The 16,289-nt window shown below is 44.5% G+C and carries 15 protein-coding genes and 1 tRNA gene; 13 read left to right on the forward strand and 3 right to left on the reverse strand.

Annotated features, from left to right (window positions below; genetic code table 11):
* The first annotated feature begins 17 nt into the window (after nucleotides 1–17).
* Nucleotides 18–401 carry an ester cyclase gene (locus HDC91_RS04150; protein WP_183548690.1) on the forward strand — a complete coding sequence of 128 codons (384 nt, stop codon included), beginning with the start codon at nucleotides 18–20 and terminating at the stop codon, nucleotides 399–401.
* Nucleotides 402–440: 39 nt separating this feature from the next.
* Here HDC91_RS04150 and HDC91_RS04155 read toward each other — a convergent pair whose 3' ends face one another.
* Complete coding sequence (locus tag HDC91_RS04155) at nucleotides 441–809, reverse strand: helix-turn-helix domain-containing protein (protein WP_183548692.1); 369 nt, start codon at nucleotides 807–809, stop codon at nucleotides 441–443.
* A 130-nt stretch (nucleotides 810–939) separates the two neighbouring features.
* Between HDC91_RS04155 and HDC91_RS04160 the strand changes: the two genes are divergently transcribed.
* Nucleotides 940–1,737, forward strand: a complete 798-nt coding sequence (locus HDC91_RS04160; protein WP_183548694.1) for an SDR family oxidoreductase — start codon at nucleotides 940–942, stop codon at nucleotides 1,735–1,737.
* Nucleotides 1,738–2,332: 595 nt separating this feature from the next.
* Nucleotides 2,333–3,937: a M1 family metallopeptidase gene (locus HDC91_RS20140; protein WP_183548696.1), complete on the forward strand. Its 1,605-nt coding sequence runs from the start codon at nucleotides 2,333–2,335 to the stop codon at nucleotides 3,935–3,937.
* Nucleotides 3,938–4,287: 350 nt separating this feature from the next.
* Here the strand turns inward: HDC91_RS20140 and HDC91_RS04170 are convergent.
* A tRNA-Ser gene (locus tag HDC91_RS04170) sits at nucleotides 4,288–4,374 on the reverse strand.
* 82 nt (nucleotides 4,375–4,456) lie between these two features.
* Nucleotides 4,457–6,523: an HD family phosphohydrolase gene (locus tag HDC91_RS04175; RefSeq protein ID WP_162432058.1), complete on the reverse strand. Its 2,067-nt coding sequence runs from the start codon at nucleotides 6,521–6,523 to the stop codon at nucleotides 4,457–4,459.
* 117 nt (nucleotides 6,524–6,640) lie between these two features.
* Between HDC91_RS04175 and HDC91_RS04180 the strand changes: the two genes are divergently transcribed.
* From HDC91_RS04180 to HDC91_RS04225, 10 genes are all read left to right on the forward strand, one after another.
* The gene (locus tag HDC91_RS04180) at nucleotides 6,641–7,498 is read left to right on the forward strand and encodes an SPFH domain-containing protein (RefSeq protein ID WP_162432057.1); all 858 of its coding nucleotides are present in this window, start codon (nucleotides 6,641–6,643) and stop codon (nucleotides 7,496–7,498) included.
* A gap of 4 nt (nucleotides 7,499–7,502) precedes the next feature.
* Entirely contained in the window at nucleotides 7,503–8,033 is a 531-nt protein-coding gene (locus HDC91_RS04185; protein ID WP_183548698.1) for a hypothetical protein, read from the forward strand.
* Nucleotides 8,034–8,035: 2 nt separating this feature from the next.
* Entirely contained in the window at nucleotides 8,036–8,200 is a 165-nt protein-coding gene (locus HDC91_RS04190) for an Arc family DNA binding domain-containing protein (RefSeq protein ID WP_183548700.1), read from the forward strand.
* 99 nt (nucleotides 8,201–8,299) lie between these two features.
* A complete protein-coding gene (locus tag HDC91_RS04195; protein ID WP_183548702.1) occupies nucleotides 8,300–9,478 on the forward strand; it encodes an acetyl-CoA C-acyltransferase in 1,179 nt (392 codons plus the stop codon).
* Nucleotides 9,479–9,552: 74 nt separating this feature from the next.
* Nucleotides 9,553–10,473, forward strand: coding sequence for a hypothetical protein (locus HDC91_RS04200; protein WP_183548704.1), 921 nt, complete (start codon nucleotides 9,553–9,555; stop codon nucleotides 10,471–10,473).
* Between the two features lie 112 nt (nucleotides 10,474–10,585).
* The gene (locus tag HDC91_RS04205; RefSeq protein WP_162432052.1) at nucleotides 10,586–12,079 is read left to right on the forward strand and encodes an MFS transporter; all 1,494 of its coding nucleotides are present in this window, start codon (nucleotides 10,586–10,588) and stop codon (nucleotides 12,077–12,079) included.
* A gap of 117 nt (nucleotides 12,080–12,196) precedes the next feature.
* Entirely contained in the window at nucleotides 12,197–12,928 is a 732-nt protein-coding gene (locus HDC91_RS04210; protein ID WP_183548706.1) for a polyprenol monophosphomannose synthase, read from the forward strand.
* Nucleotides 12,929–13,180: 252 nt separating this feature from the next.
* The gene (gene ruvB / locus HDC91_RS04215) at nucleotides 13,181–14,203 is read left to right on the forward strand and encodes a Holliday junction branch migration DNA helicase RuvB (protein WP_162432050.1); all 1,023 of its coding nucleotides are present in this window, start codon (nucleotides 13,181–13,183) and stop codon (nucleotides 14,201–14,203) included.
* Nucleotides 14,204–14,365: 162 nt separating this feature from the next.
* Entirely contained in the window at nucleotides 14,366–14,962 is a 597-nt protein-coding gene (locus HDC91_RS04220; RefSeq protein ID WP_183548708.1) for an RNA polymerase sigma factor, read from the forward strand.
* Nucleotides 14,963–15,049: 87 nt separating this feature from the next.
* Nucleotides 15,050–16,234: a FecR family protein gene (locus HDC91_RS04225; protein WP_183548710.1), complete on the forward strand. Its 1,185-nt coding sequence runs from the start codon at nucleotides 15,050–15,052 to the stop codon at nucleotides 16,232–16,234.
* Nucleotides 16,235–16,289 lie beyond the last annotated feature (55 nt).

Genomic DNA, 16,289 nt, shown 5'->3' on the forward strand with positions numbered 1-16,289 from the left:
TATTGTTATTATATATAATGAATACCCTTCCTGACATTTATCGCGATTACCTGGAGTGCTTGAACAGGCAAGCGTGGAATGAGCTGCAATTTTTTGTTGCTGAAGAGGTGTGTTACAATGATCAGGAAATAGGTCTGACCGGATACCTGTCCATGCTGAAACAGAATTATCAGGACATTCCTGATCTTTATTTCGAGGCCGAGCTGGTTGTAAGCGATTCCTCTTATCTCGCTTGCAGATTAATGTTTAACTGTACACCTGTAGGGACGTTTATGGGTCTGCCTGTAAATGGCCGTAAGATCCGCTTTTCAGAAAATGTGTTTTATGAATTCCGTAATCATAAAATATCCCGGGTTTGGTCAGTGATTGATAAGGCAACGATCGAGCAGCAACTTTATTAGCGTACATCTCTTTTGCTGCCGACCCTCACTGCCTCCATATTATTTTGTTACTGGGGGCGTCGGATCCCAGGTTCCCTGCAGTTCCGGCGGTGCGATCTGATTTCCCCAGTCATACATGGCTTTCAGCACGGGAATAAGCGTTTTGCCCAGTTCGCTTAACTCGTATTCTACACGCGGCGGTTTTTCCATATAGCTATGACGGATGATCAGTCCATCCTCTTCCAACTCCTTCAATTGCTGACTGAGTATTTTGCGTGAAATATCAGCCATTTGCACACAAAGCTTGCCAAACCGTACCTTCCCTCCGTTCAGCAAACGCACCAGTATAATGGGTTTCCATTTGTTGCCGATATAACCCACCGTTCGTACCACAGCGCAGTTTTCGGGATTTTGCAGCATTTTTCTCATTTTGTTAGTTACCAATAGGTTACTGCTATTTTGCTTTAGTTACTTGCTTGTAACCACTAATAGCGGTGTATCATCAAATATAGTTAATTTACTTTAGTTTCTTTTTGAAACAAAAGTAATTGTATAAAATATGGAAATGCAGAAGCAACAGATCAAAGACCTTGAAGGAAAAATAGCGCTGGTAACAGGCGGCACAAAAGGCATTGGCAAAGCGGTAACCGCAAGATTATTGCAGGCTGGTGCAACGGTTATTATTACAGCAAGGAATGAGCCGGATGAGCATAATAAGCCGTATCATTTTATTGCCGCTGATCTGGCTAAGCGTGAAGATGTAGAAAAAGTAGCGGCGGAGATCAATGACCGGTTTGGCGGTGTTGATATCCTGATCAATAATATCGGTGCTAACACCTTTCCCGGCGGCGGCTTCAGTACGCTTGCTGATGAGCACTGGTACCAGGCGCTGGAGATCAACCTGCTATCTTCGGTACGGTTAGACCGGGCCTTATTGCCCAAAATGCTGGAAAAGAAGAGCGGTGTGATCATCCACATCTCTTCTACAAGCGGGCAGTTCCCGATCTGGGAGTCGACCATGGCCTACAGTGCGGCCAAAGCGGCGCTGAATGCCTACAGTAAATCGCTGGCTGATGAAACGGGTCCGCATGGTGTGCGTGTACTCACCGTTTCCCCCGGCCTTAATAAAACGGAAGCGATGTCTGATTTTCTCGGCCAGTTGGCAGCCAAAGAGGGCATTACGTTTGATGAGATGACCCAGAGGCTCTTTGACCGCGTTGGAGGGATACCGCTGGGCAGAATGGCTGAACCGGAAGAAACGGCAGAACTGATCTACTTCCTGGCGTCGCCAAAAGCCTCTTATATCAGCGGGGCGAATTATTTTATTGACGGCGGTAATTTTCCGGTTGTGAAATAAGGCCTAAACCATAGACACCTCTGAACTTATAGGTGCAAAATTTAGGATAACTTTTCCGTTCTCCGGAAATTGCATCAGGTAGGAAACGGATCAAGAGGAAATTCGATCGTCATTGACCCGTCTCCATATGCCCAGGAGTCTTTTATCAAAAAGATAGTTGCTTATTTTGAAACCAAATAGCGATCCATATCCCTTCAACCTGTCATGATTTCTGTGGATGCTTTTATTTATAAGCCTTTGACAAGTGAATGGAATGTGCTATAGGCCGATCAAGTAAGAACCCGTTAAAGTTATGACACACGCCTGCATTGAAAATTAAATTATTTTTGAAGATGATCAAATTACGTTTTCTGATTACGTTCTCATTCGTCGCTCATAGTTTACTATCATTCGCTCAAAAGTTACCGGTTGATCGCAATTATGCCAAGGCACTCGCTGCAAATACGCGTAGTGAGACGGGACTACCAGGTAAAGACTATTGGCAAAACCGGGCCGATTACAAGCTAGACGTAAGTTTTAATCCGACACGAGGGAAATTAATGGAAAAGTAAGTATTCAATATTACAATAATAGCCCTGATACCTTAAACAGGCTGGTGTTAAAGCTATACGCCAACCTGTATAAGAGCAACGCTATGCGAAATGTCTTTGTATCTTCCGAAGACGTCGGCGACGGTATAAACATCACCGCTATCGAAATTGACCATCAGGCAAAATCAGATAAAGAATATAGCATCAGCGGTACAAACATGCACGTCAAAAAAGTACGCTTAGCACCGCATCACAGGGTTAGCATTGATATAGCGTATCATTACACGCTCAATAAGGGTTCATTCTTACGTACAGGTCAAATCGCTGAAGGCTCCTATTTTATAGCTTACTTCTATCCTCGTGTTGCGGTTTATGATGATATAGATGGCTGGAATGAATATGCCTATTTAGGTAAAGAAGAATTTTACAATGATTACGGGAATTTTAAAGCAAGTATAACTGTTCCGGATAACTATTCTGTTTGGTCCACCGGAACGCTTACGAACGGCAAAGAATTATATCAGCCGGCCATTTTAAAAAAAATTGAAGAAGCCGAAAAAAGCGATAGCGTTATCGATGTTATCAATCGGGATGAAATACAAAATAAAAATGTTACCAGACACAAGGAGGCCAATACATGGAATTTTGAAGCAGATAACGTGACTGATCTTGCTTTTGCGGTAAGCGACAAGTATGTGTGGAAGGCTTCAAGTATTGAAGTAGATCGTAATACACACCGTCGCACCCGTATAGATGCCGTATATGATCCTAACCACAATACGTATGACCATGTTGCTGACTACGCGCGAAAAACGGTGGAACAGATCAGTTATCATTTACCTCGAATTCCGTTTCCTTATCCTCATATCAGCATTGTGGATGGTCTGGATGCTATGGAATATCCGATGATGGTAAACGACCTGCCATTTAAGGATGAAAGGGATGTTGTGGAGTTTACAGCGCACGAAGTTTTCCATTCCATATTTCCTTTCTACGTCGGAACAAATGAAACAAAATATTCATTCATGGATGAGGGCTGGGCAACAATGACGGAATTTATGTTCCATCCGTTGATTGCACCGCAGGTTAAAATGGACTATGACATCAGTAGTGTAAATGATTACGCAGGCTTGGCGGAAGACATGCCTTTAATGACGCCAACACCTCAATTGTATGGCAAAGCGCGTTATGGTGATAAAGATTTAAAACCCGCACTGGCACTGTACTATCTGAAGGAGGCACTGGGCGAAAAGAAATTTATCGATGCGTTGCAATTCTTTATTAAAACCTGGGCTGGTAAGCATCCGACGCCATACGATTTTTTCAACTGCATGAACCATGGTACGGGCGCTGATCTCAACTGGTATTGGAAAAAGTGGTATTTCGAAAAAGCAGTGCCAGATCTTTCGATCGAAAAGGTTTCGCACAAGGGTTCGACCTATCAAATCAGTATAATTAACAAAGGCACCGTGCCGATGCCGATTCACGTACGGGTCATCATGTCAGATTCAACAACAAAAGATCTGTTGCGAACCGTCAATGTATGGAAAGATAACGATAAAGTCATGATCTATTTACACTCAAAAAAGAGTATAAAAAGAATTGTTCTTGGAAATGCTTATGACGCAGACGTAAATCCTGCCGACAACGTTTGGTTAAGTAATAATTGATCAGGAACTTACCCACCGCATATTTACCATACATTACCCGATATAATCGAGGAAATTCGCACTGATCCGTTAAAAGAAAACATCTTAAGTTGCTCAGCCAAATTCCTTACGACGAATTTCCTGAGTTTTAAAAGATATTTTAGTTACCGGGGTCATTAGTCTTTATTGGCCACAAAACTGTCCGGTTCGTTAGCTGTTTCAACGCGATAGACCACTTTTCCAAAAAAACAAAGACTACACGGATCGCGTAGAAAATATTGCGTTTTTTGACATATTTTGCTGCAGCGGCAAAAAAAAGCCGCTAAATCATACGATTCAGCGGCTTTTGCATGGTTTGATTATCTTTTCAGCGGTGAGGGAGGGATTCGAACCCTCGGTACAGTTTCCCGTACGTCAGTTTAGCAAACTGATCCTTTCGGCCTCTCAGGCACCTCACCGTATTTATTGCGGTTTTTCCCTTTTTTCAGGGATTGCAAATATAGTAATTCGCTTAAGCTGTCAAAAAAATAAATCAGATTTTTAATAATCAATCCGCACATGATAAATACTCGCCAGCATCCGCTTAAATATCTGTTTAATTGTTTCCAGATCTTTCAGCGTTATATTACTGTCACTCAACTGGTTTTGATCGAGTTTGTATTTTACAATACGGTCAACCAAGATGCCGATAGATTCCTCGTCCGGCTCTTTTAACGAGCGCGAAGCTGCCTCAACCGAGTCGGCAAGCATTAAAACACCGGCTTCTTTCGAGAATGGGATAGGCCCCGGATACCGGAAAATGTTCTCGTTAATGAATTTTTCGGGGAAATTTTTAAGGAACGACTGATAAAAATAATCTACACGGGTATTGCCGTGGTGGGTACGTATAAAGTCGATAACTATTTCGGGCAGGTTTGCTTTGCGCGCCATCTCAATGCCCTTACTTACATGGCTGATGATGATCTGTGCGCTCTCTTCATAAGGTAATTTATCATGTGGATTAAAACCCGATAATTGGTTTTCAATAAAAAACAACGGGTTTTGCATTTTACCAATATCGTGGTACAGCGCCCCCGCCCTAACCAATAAGGCATTACCACCTATCGAGTATATGGCGTTTTCGGCCAGGTTAGCCACCTGTAACGAGTGCTGAAAGGTACCCGGGGCACTAAAAGCCATTTCACGCAGTAAGGGAGCGTTGGTGTTAGTGAGTTCAATAAGGGTAATGTCCGATGTTATAGCGAACATCTTTTCGAAAAGGTAAATCAGCGGGTATGCCAGTAACGTGAGCAGTACACTTACAGCAAAAGGAATAAAATCGACCCAGTCAATTGTATTAAGCGTACCCTCCCTGATCAGCGATATGCCCAGAAACGATACAAAGTAGCTAAAGGTGATGATCAATGCCGATATCAGGAACTGCTCGCGGCGGATAAGGTTCTTGATGCTATAGATAGATACCATACCGGCGGTAATTTCAAAATAGGCAAACTCAAAGCTGTTAGGTACAAAAAAACCGGCTATTAATACAACCAGCAAGTGTATGTTTAGCGCTAAACGGGTATCAAACAGTATGCGAATAATGATAGGGACGATACAATAGGGTATATAATAAAAGTTGGGCAGCCCAAGTTTTATGGCCAGCGAAAGGCCTGCCAGCATAGCGGTTATAACCAGCAATATCAGGCTTACCAAACGGTTATCATCATAAATATCGCGCCTGAACAGGTACAGAAAAACCATTAACAGCGTTATGGTGATGCCAACCAGTAAAAACTGCCCTAACAATACCATGCCATGGTTACCATTGGTACGGGCGTTATCCTCAAAAGCCTTTTTATACGATGCCAGCTTTTGGTAGGCCTCGTCGTTTATAACCGAGCCTTTGCTGATAATAACGTCTCCCTTTTGTACCATGCCGCGGGTAATAGAAAGGTTTTCGGTAACCTCTTTCTCTAACCGGGCTGTCAGGTTAGCATCAAATGACAGGTTGTTCTGTAGCCGATCTTGCACCAGGTCGAGCAGAAAGGCTTTATCCAGGCCGGGTACTTTACTGATTTCGGCGTCACAATAGGCAATAGCCCTTTCGCGGGTAAGCAGGTCGGCAGTATTTTTTTCAGTTGCAACGTTCGCGCTCAATATCGTGATCGCGTAGTTTTTTCCATTTTGCTGATATTTAGGGTTCAGTTTCAGAATACCCTTGTCATAACATGTTTTTAAAACGTTGTATCCGGTTTGCAGGTAAGCGTTCTTCTGTTTATCATTTATGCCCGCGGCATGCCACTTTACTTCCAGATCAGTTTTAAAACCATCCTGCTGCTGCCGTTCCATGTCATCATTTTTCTGATATATAGGGGTAACGGCAGCCAAAGCGGCCTTTTGGTCGGCCTCTATCTCGGCATCGGTTTTTAGGATGGCAAAGTTGTAAGGCGATACCAGATCCTTTTGATTCCATATCCTGCCTTTTTCAAATTCGTACCCAAACTTGGCTTGCTTAGGCAGCGCGTATACAATTACGATCACGCTCGCAAGCATCATAAAAAACTTAACATTTAGCGCGTATTTGCGCAATAATGCCTTTTGCCTGGACGATGAAAGTTTTGCCATTAGCTGTGTTTATCCAATCAAAAATAATATAAGTTTCGGTTATATGTTATTTTTCTTGCTTTTATCACATCAAAGTTGATATCTTTATGATATCAATTTAAAATCATAATCACGATCATGCAAACCGAAAAAGTTACCACAGCACCTTCGGGCTATTTGGCCTTTGTTTTAGTACTTGTGCTTATTGCCGCAGCAGCCGTTTCTTTCTATTGGCAGCAACATGTAATAGGCGCTATTATATGTGTAATAAACTTCGTTTTTATTTTACCCGGCCTTGCTATTGTAAATCCAAACGAATCTAAAGTGCTTACCCTTTTTGGAAAATACCAGGGAACAGTAAAAAAAGACGGCTTCTTTTGGGTAAACCCCTTCACCGTTAAAAAGAAGGTATCACTAAAGGCATTTAACCTGAATGGCCAGCAATTAAAGGTAAACGACAGCGTAGGCAATCCTATTGAAATTGCCGCTGTAATTGTATGGCAGATACAGGACACCGCCAAAGCCGTTTTCGCGGTTGAAAATTACCTGCAATATGTAAATATACAGAGCGAGGCCGCAGTGAGGCATTTGGCCAACTCATTCCCTTATGATCACATCGAGGACGAGAACGCAAGCATTACCCTGCGTGGCGGATCTGAGCAGGTAGGCATACTGCTGGTACAGGAACTAAACGAGCGCCTTGAACGCGCGGGTATCGAGGTATTGGAAGCCCGGATATCGCACCTGGCCTACGCGCCTGAAATTGCCCATGCCATGTTGCAGCGCCAGCAGGCATCGGCTATTATATCTGCCCGCAGGCTTATTGTTGAAGGCGCGGTGGGCATGGTTGAAATGGCCCTGCAAAAAATGGAGGAAAAAAACATTATCGAGCTGGATGAAGAACGCAAAGCAGCTATGGTGAGCAACCTGCTGGTTGTACTTTGTGGTGATAAAGCGGTTAACCCGATAGTAAATACGGGCACTTTATATCATTAATACGATGACCGATTTCAGAGATTTTGCGCTGGTTAAAACCAACGAGTTGTTTATCACCCGTCATAAATGGTTCTTCCCGTATTACGAACTTACCGACGGCCAGTTTGTTTATGGTAAGCTCAGCTACAAGGCGAATTTTAAACGCTATGCCGTTATAGAAACCGCTGAAGGGACCTGGACCATTAAACGTAAGGGCATGTTTAACCGCACCCTGCTTTTGAATAAGGGCGAGGATGAAACCATTGGCAACCTGGTACCCGAAACATGGAAAAGGGATATCGCTATAAAAATGGATAACGGCTTTGAGGCAGTTTACATGTTTAAAAAAGTTTTCTCCCGGAGTTTTACGCTAACACATGCGCTATACGGCGATATTTTACAAATTGAACATACAGCCTTTGGGATAAAAAAACCTTTTGAGGTCAGCTTTGACAAAACGGAGCAGATAAACAATATGCCCCAAGTACCCCTACTGGCATTAATTGGGATAAATATTTTACTGATACGCCAGCAACACGCGGCGGCAGCACATTAAGCATGGCCGAAAAAAAAGCTTTTATATTAAGGATAAACCCGGATGTGCTCAAAGAAATTGAAATGTGGGGCGCAGACGAGTTTCGCAGCACTAACGGGCAGATAGAGTTCCTGTTGCAGGAAGCCCTTAAAGCGCGCAAAAGGTTGCCGCGTAAGAAAAAGAATTAGACAAATACTATGCATGCATAATATTTTTCAAATCTGTCGTTACTATTAAAAGTAAACTATAAATTTGCTGACCATTATATAAAAGACAGCACTTTTCTTATGAAAGAAGTATATATCGTATCGGCCACACGTACCCCTATCGGCAGTTTTGGCGGCAGTTTAGCATCATTATCAGCTACTCAGTTAGGCGCTGTGGTTATCAAATCGGCCGTTGAAAAGGCCGGCCTGCAGCCATCAGATATTCAGGAAGTGTACATGGGTAATGTACTGTCGGCTAACCTGGGACAGGCACCCGCAACCCAGGCGGCAATATTTGCAGGCCTGCCACACATGCCCGCTACTACTATAAATAAGGTATGCGCATCGGGCATGAAAGCTATTATGCTTGCAGCGCAAAGCATCGCCAATGGCGATAACGAAATTGTATTGGCGGGTGGTATGGAAAGCATGAGCAACGTACCTTATTACCTTGACAAGGCCCGTAACGGCTACCGCCTTGGTAACGGGCAGATCATTGATGGCCTGGTAAAAGATGGCCTTTGGGATGTATATAACGATTATCACATGGGTTCGGCAGCTGAGCTTTGCGCTGTTGACTGCAATGTAACGCGCGAAGAGCAGGATGCTTTCGCTGTAGAATCGTACAAACGGGCGCAGCAAGCACAGGCCGATGGCAAGTTTAAAACAGAGATAACCCCTGTTGAACTGAAAGATAAAAAAGGCGATGTTACCGTGTTTGCCGACGATGAGGAACCAAAAACAGTAAAATTTGAAAAAATACCCACGCTTAAGCCGGTATTTAAAAAAGATGGTACAGTTACAGCTGCCAATGCATCAACTTTAAACGACGGTGCGGCAGCCCTAATATTAATGAGCAAAGAAAAAGCCGAAGCAATGGGCATTAAGCCGCTTGCCAGGATAGTATCCTTTGCTGATGCGCAGCAGGCGCCTGAATATTTTACCACGGCCCCGGCCAAAGCCCTTCCGCTTGCATTACATAAGGCAGGTTTATCTGCCGATGAGGTAGATTTTTTTGAGATAAACGAGGCCTTTTCCGTTGTAGCGTTAGCTAATAATAAATTATTAAAACTTAATGCTGCTAAAGTAAATGTTAACGGCGGAGCTGTCGCCATTGGCCACCCGCTTGGCGCCTCGGGCGCGCGCATTATGGTAACGCTGATACATGTTTTACAGCAAAACAAAGGCCGCATAGGTGCTGCAGGGATATGTAACGGTGGGGGCGGCGCAAGCGCAATGGTTATCGAAAACTTGTTATAACATCAATATAGTTTAATAATTTAGCAGCGGGTAATACGTTATTATCTGCAATGTATTTTTATCGTAAAATATTGATGAAAGGTTTTTTAGTAGCCGCCTTCGTGTTATTAACCGTCAGCACCTCCTTCGCGCAGCACTCCGATGAAAGCACCAGCCTGAAGAATTTAAGCGTTTACCAGGACAGTCTTGAAGCACTGGGCAAAAAATTTGTGAACGACCCGGATGATATAGAGCGTAAAAATGCAAACTACAAGTTTATTCGCATGCTGGTTGGCGCTTTAAAGGTACCCCACTCGTTTAACTATCCCTTTGATTCGCTTAAGAGCATTAGCATTATTAATGCGCCCGATAACCGGTTCCGGATAATTAGCTGGCATATCATGAACCAGGACGGGAGTTACCGTTTTTATGGTACCGTGCAAATGAACACCGGCGGAAACCTGCTGATGTATCCGCTTGAAGATTACTCGCCCCTGTTAAAAAACCCCGAAGACTCCGTTACGGATAACCGCAAGTGGTATGGCGCGCAGTATTACAAAATTATTAAGGTAGCCGCAGCAAAACCATATTATGTTTTATTGGGATGGAAAGGCAACACGGTAAAATCGACAAAAAAGGTAATCGAGATACTATCGTTTGACAGGGATGACAAGCCGCTTTTTGGCATGCCTGTATTTGATGGTGGTAATAAAAACCGCAAACGCGTAATATTTGAATACACCCGGCAGGCATCAATGCTATTGCGCTATGTGCCCGACCAGCAACTCATCGTATTTGACCACCTTGCCCCGCCTGATGATAAATTAAAAGACCGGCCCGATACCTTTGGCCCCGATCTTACTTATGATGGCTATAAATTAAAAAATGGCAGGTGGGTATTTGCAGATAACCTTGATATGCGCAACATACCCGAAGAACGGGACGCTCAATATGTCGACCCTAAAGCACAGGCCGTTAAAGACCGGGCCTCTGTTCCGTTAAACAAAAAAAATTAAAGCTTTAGTATTTAAGCGTAATCAAAACATTGCAGGTTACGCTGTAATAATTTCGGTATAAAATTTCGGATTAATTTAATAATAGTATTTTAGGCAAAAATAGTTCAAAAGTATGGCAGAAAACCTACAGGCAGCCGCTCCGGCAAAAACAAAATCAAGATTTCCAAAAGCCGTACCCTATATTATCGGCAACGAAGCCGCAGAGCGCTTTAGCTTTTACGGGATGCGATCGGTACTTACACTTTTTTTGGTAAACCAATTTTTTAACCCGGCAGATAACCCGGCTTTAACCGATCAGGCCAACGCCCATGCCAATAAGCTGCACCACCTGTTTGTGATGGTAGCTTACGCGCTGCCATTTGTAGGCGGCATGATAGCCGATTGGTTTACCGGCAAGTACAAGCTTATCCTTTATGTATCTATAATTTACTGCATCGGGCACTTAATGCTGGCAACCTTTGATGGTGGCCTCACCGGTTTCGAGTTAGGTTTACTGGTGGTTGCAATTGGTGCGGGGGGGATCAAATCGTGCGTATCGGCCAACGTGGGCGATCAGTTTGACGCCACCAACCAGGACTTGCTTTCAAAAGTTTACGGCTGGTTTTACTTCAGTATCAACGCCGGCTCTATGATATCAACCGTTGCCATCCCCTGGACGTATGAGCACTTTGGGCCAAAATGGGCTTTTGGTATCCCCGGGCTGCTGATGGCACTGGCTACTATCATATTCTTTTCGGGCCGTAAAAAATATGTAAAGGTTCCGCCACAGGGAGTTAACCGCAATAACCTGGTTTTTATTACCTGGTATGCGTTAACACATTTAAGCCAGCGCAAACCGGGGCAGTCTATGCTTGATGTTGCCAAAGGCCCTTATGATCCAGAACGCGTTGAAGGCGTAAAGGCAGTTTACCGCGTTATGGCAGTTTTCTTTTTCGCGCTGGCCTTTTGGGCTGTTTGGGACCAATGCTTATCTGAATGGACACTTTACGCCGAAAAAATGGACCGTGTGATCAACCTTGGTTTTACTAAATTCACCATATATCCGGGCCAGCTATCAACCTTTAACACAGTATTCTTGCTCCTGTTTATCCCGTTTTTCAATTACGTGGTATATCCGTGGCTGGACAAAAAGGGACTAAAAACCACCCCTCTGCGCAGGCTGGGGACCGGCCTGGTGCTAACCGCGTTATCGTTTGTGGTAATAGGTGTTATACACACCAGCCTGGATCATGGGGGTTCGCCGTCTATCTGGTGGCAGGTGCTGGCGTTTATGATACTTTCAGCAGCCGAGGTATTGGTATCAATTACCGGTTTGGAGTACGCTTATACCCACTCGCCAAAATCAATGAAGAGCACCATGACGGGTATCTGGTTCCTGGTGGTATCGTTTGGTAACCTGATCACCGCTGTTGTTAACGGCCTTATTGAAAATGGCGGCTGGTGGGCCACAGCTCTTAAGGGCGCCAATTACGAATGGTTTTTCGTAGCGTTTATATGCGTTTTCATAGTGGCCTTTTTAATTATATCTCCGCGCCTTAAAGAACGAAATTACATTACCGACCCGGTCGGTATTAACGAGGTAGCTGCTGAAACAGAACGCCTGTAACAAACATACTACTTATAAAAAGCAGGAAAGTGAACCACTTTCCTGCTTTTTATTTTAATGCGGTATAAAATTAAATTATTTTAGCGGCGTTCATTAAAAACAAACAAAAAGCTCTACGTGCCCGATAGCATTGTCATCATTCCTACTTATAACGAGAAGGAAAACATCGAACGGATGATCCGCAAGGTGTTTTCCCTCCCGCACGACTTCCATGTTCTGATCATTGACGACGGCTCGCCGGATGGTACCGCAAGCATTGTAAAACAATTGCAGCAGGAGTATGCCGATACACTTTTTATAGAAGAACGAACCGGCAAACAAGGTTTGGGTACCGCCTATATCCATGGGTTTAAATGGGCCATAGCGCATCATTACGATTTTATATTTGAAATGGATGCCGATTTTTCGCACAACCCCGACGACTTGCTGCGGCTGCGCCAGGCCTGTATTAATGGTGCCGACGCGGCTATCGGGTCGCGCTACATAAAGGGTGTTAACGTGGTTAACTGGCCCATGAGCCGTGTATTAATGAGTTTTTTTGCATCGGTTTATGTGCGCTTTATAACCGGCATTGATATACAGGACGCCACCGCCGGCTTTATGTGCTACAAGCGTAAAGTGCTGCAAACCCTTAATCTTGATAAGATCAAATTTGTGGGGTACGCGTTCCAGATAGAAATGAAATACACCACTATCAAACATGGTTTTAAGGTAACCGAAGTACCCATCATCTTTACCGATCGTACGGCGGGTACATCTAAAATGTCATCGGGCATATTCAAGGAAGCTTTTTTTGGGGTTATACAAATGAAGATCAACAGCATTTTCAGGAAATATCCCGAAGGGTGATAATACGCCAGGCACCTTGCCTGCACAGTTTTATAAACGCACGGCTAAAGTGCTTTAACCTGCAAAGTGTTCACGTTCGCCACACGTGAACACCGTGAACGCTCGTGAACACTTCATAACCAGGCACTTATAAAAACGGCTACTGACACAACAGCGCCACCATTTATATAATTAAATTTTATACAAAGTACATGCTGTTTTAAAACCTTTCTGCTTTTACCTTTCGCCTAAAAATTACTAATTTCGTTGGCAATGAACGAAAACCTCGATCCGGATAGCGAACGCCTCTCTCCTGCTGAGCGTGACATCGAAAAAGTTTTACGCCCGCAGGCATTTGAGGATTTTACCGGTCAGCATAAAATACTGGCAAACCTGCGCGTTTTTGTACAGGCCGCCCGCCAGCGCGGCGAAGCGCTTGACCATGTACTGCTGCATGGCCCTCCGGGCTTGGGCAAAACCACCCTATCCCATATCATCGCTAATGAGATGGGCGTGGGTATCAAGATCACATCGGGCCCGGTGCTGGATAAACCGGGCGATCTTGCCGGCCTGCTTACCGGCCTGGAAACAGGCGACATCCTTTTTATTGACGAGATACACCGCTTAAGCCCGCTGGTAGAAGAATACTTGTACTCGGCTATGGAGGATTTTAAGATAGATATTATGCTGGAGAGCGGCCCTAACGCCCGCTCGGTGCAAATTTCGCTTAACCCTTTCACGCTTGTTGGCGCTACCACCCGGTCGGGTTTATTAACAGCGCCATTACGTGCCAGGTTTGGCATTAACAGCCGTTTAGAGTATTACGACGCGAAACTCCTCACTACAATTGTGCTGCGGTCAGCATCCATATTACGCTCGCCCATAAGCGATGAAGGCGCTTATGAAATTGCCCGCCGCAGCCGCGGCACCCCGCGTATTGCCAACGCCCTTTTACGCCGTACCCGCGATTTTGCACAAATAAAAGGTAACGGCAGCATTGATACCGATATTGCGCAATATGCCCTTAACGCCCTGAATGTTGACGAGCACGGGCTGGACGAAATGGACAATAAGATACTGTCGACCATCATCGATAAATTTAAAGGGGGGCCCGTTGGCCTCAAAACCATTGCCACCGCGGTTGGTGAAGAGGAAGGGACCATTGAAGAGGTTTACGAGCCGTTCCTGATCCAGGAAGGATTTTTGATGCGGACCGCAAGGGGCCGCGAGGCTACCGAGAGCGCATACCGGCACCTGGGCAAGATAAGACCCGGAGCAAATCCCTCTTTATTCTGACTTATACAAAGGTTATTTATTTTTTGCAGAGGTTAAGTGTTTAATGATTAGATAATCGCAAGGAGTTTTTATTGCTCCTGATGATACTTTTTTAACATTAAAACATTATTTGGTTGCAGTTTTAGTATTTTTTTTATTACTTGCCTGCTCCAATCATCACCTATGTCCGACTTGTTACCTTGTGAAAAAGAGTTGCTCTTGAGGGTTGCCCGTGGAGACGAACACGCGTTTAGCGAATTGTTTAACATCCATCACCAGCTTTTGGGTACGCATATCTACCGCATAACCGATTCGGTTGAAATGGCCGAGGAAGTGGTGCAGGACGTTTTTTTAAAGATCTGGATGAACCGCGAAACGCTATCGTCGGTTCAAAATTTTAAAGCTTATTTATTTGTCGTCTCCAAAAATCATGCGTTAAACTGCCTGCGAAGGTTGGCTAAAGAGCGTATCCGCCAAAAAACAATGGAAGACAATGCTTTGGCCCTTGCCAGCGAAGATAATTCGGGGCAGGACAATTATTACAGTTTATTGGACGAGGCCATTGACCACTTACCGCCGCAGCAGCAAAAAGTATATTTACTAAGCCGGCACGGCCGCTTAAAGTACGATGAGATAGCGCACCAGATGGGCCTGTCGCGCGAAACAGTGAAAAAATATTTGCAGGGGGCCACCCACTCCATCACCAGCTTTGTGCAGTCCAATATTGATATTTCGGCCATAATTATACTGGCGGCTACACTTTTTTTAAAAAAAATATAAAGGTATACCCCCTTTTTATGTGCCCCTGGTGTCTTTACAATAAAGTTCCCCGGCTTTTCTACACTACCAGTTATTGAACAACATTTAATGAAAACATCTAGGCTAAGGTTGAGGTACCTTTTTGATCGCTATTACAGCAAATCGGCCACGCCGCAAGAGCGCGACGAACTGTTTGCGGCCATCAACGCAGGCGCAAGCGATGAGGAACTCTCCCTGCTTATCCGCCAGGCCTGGGACGATCTGAGGCCCGATGCGCCGGTGTTCAGCGCTGATAAAACAGACATTATCCTCAGCAATATTTTAAAGGCCGGTACAAACAACGGTGCAAAGCGCAGCAACATTATATTATGGGCTAAGATAGCAACCGCCGCTATTGTGTTATTTTTTGTCGGCATCGGGTTTCATAAGTTAAAAAGGCAACAAAAGGTTGCGCAACATTTCACCAAAACAAACCGCGTGCTTCACGATGCCCAGCCGGGCGGTAATAGGGCCACGCTAACCCTTGCCGATGGTAAAACGATTATTTTAGACAACGCCGAAAATGGCACCGTGGCCAAACAGGGCAATACATTCATCAAAAAAGCTGCCGATGGCCGGTTGATATACAATGTATCGGCACTTGCAGGTGCCAATATTGCGCCATCAATAAATACCATTACCACACCGCGCGGCGGGCAATACCAGGTTGATTTGCCCGATGGCACCAGGGTTTGGTTAAACTCTGCCTCATCGCTCACCTTCCCTACCCGTTTTACCGGTGCAGCCAGGCAGGTTGCAATTACCGGCGAGGCTTACTTCGAGGTTACAAAAAACGCGTCCATGCCTTTCAGGGTAAAAACAAACCGCGCCCAAATTGAAGTATTAGGCACCCATTTTAATGTAATGGCCTACGACGACGAAAATGTAATGAAAACCACCCTGCTTGAGGGAGCGGTGAACATTACCAGCGGTGGGTTCAGCGCGCGGTTAAAACCCGGCCAGCAGGCGCAAATTAAAGCATCGGGCCAAAATAAAGTGATTGACGATGTTGACGTAGACGATGAGACCGCCTGGAAAGATGGGATCTTTCAATTCAGGGAGGTACGTATAGATGCCATATTGCGCCAGGCCGCCCGCTGGTACGATGTAGATGTTACCTATGCCGGCAAAGTGCCCGATAAAGTTTTTACAGGCCGTTTATCGCGCAATGTAAAGGCCTCGGTACTATTAGAGATTTTGAAATACACAGGTATCGACCTGAAAATTGAAGGAAAGAAAATTATAGTGTTATAGTAAAACAGCCAAAAAACAATACATATATATCAATTATTCACCCTACAAAAAACAA

It is taken from the genome of Mucilaginibacter sp. AK015, assembly GCF_014200785.1.
Classification (GTDB): domain Bacteria; phylum Bacteroidota; class Bacteroidia; order Sphingobacteriales; family Sphingobacteriaceae; genus Mucilaginibacter.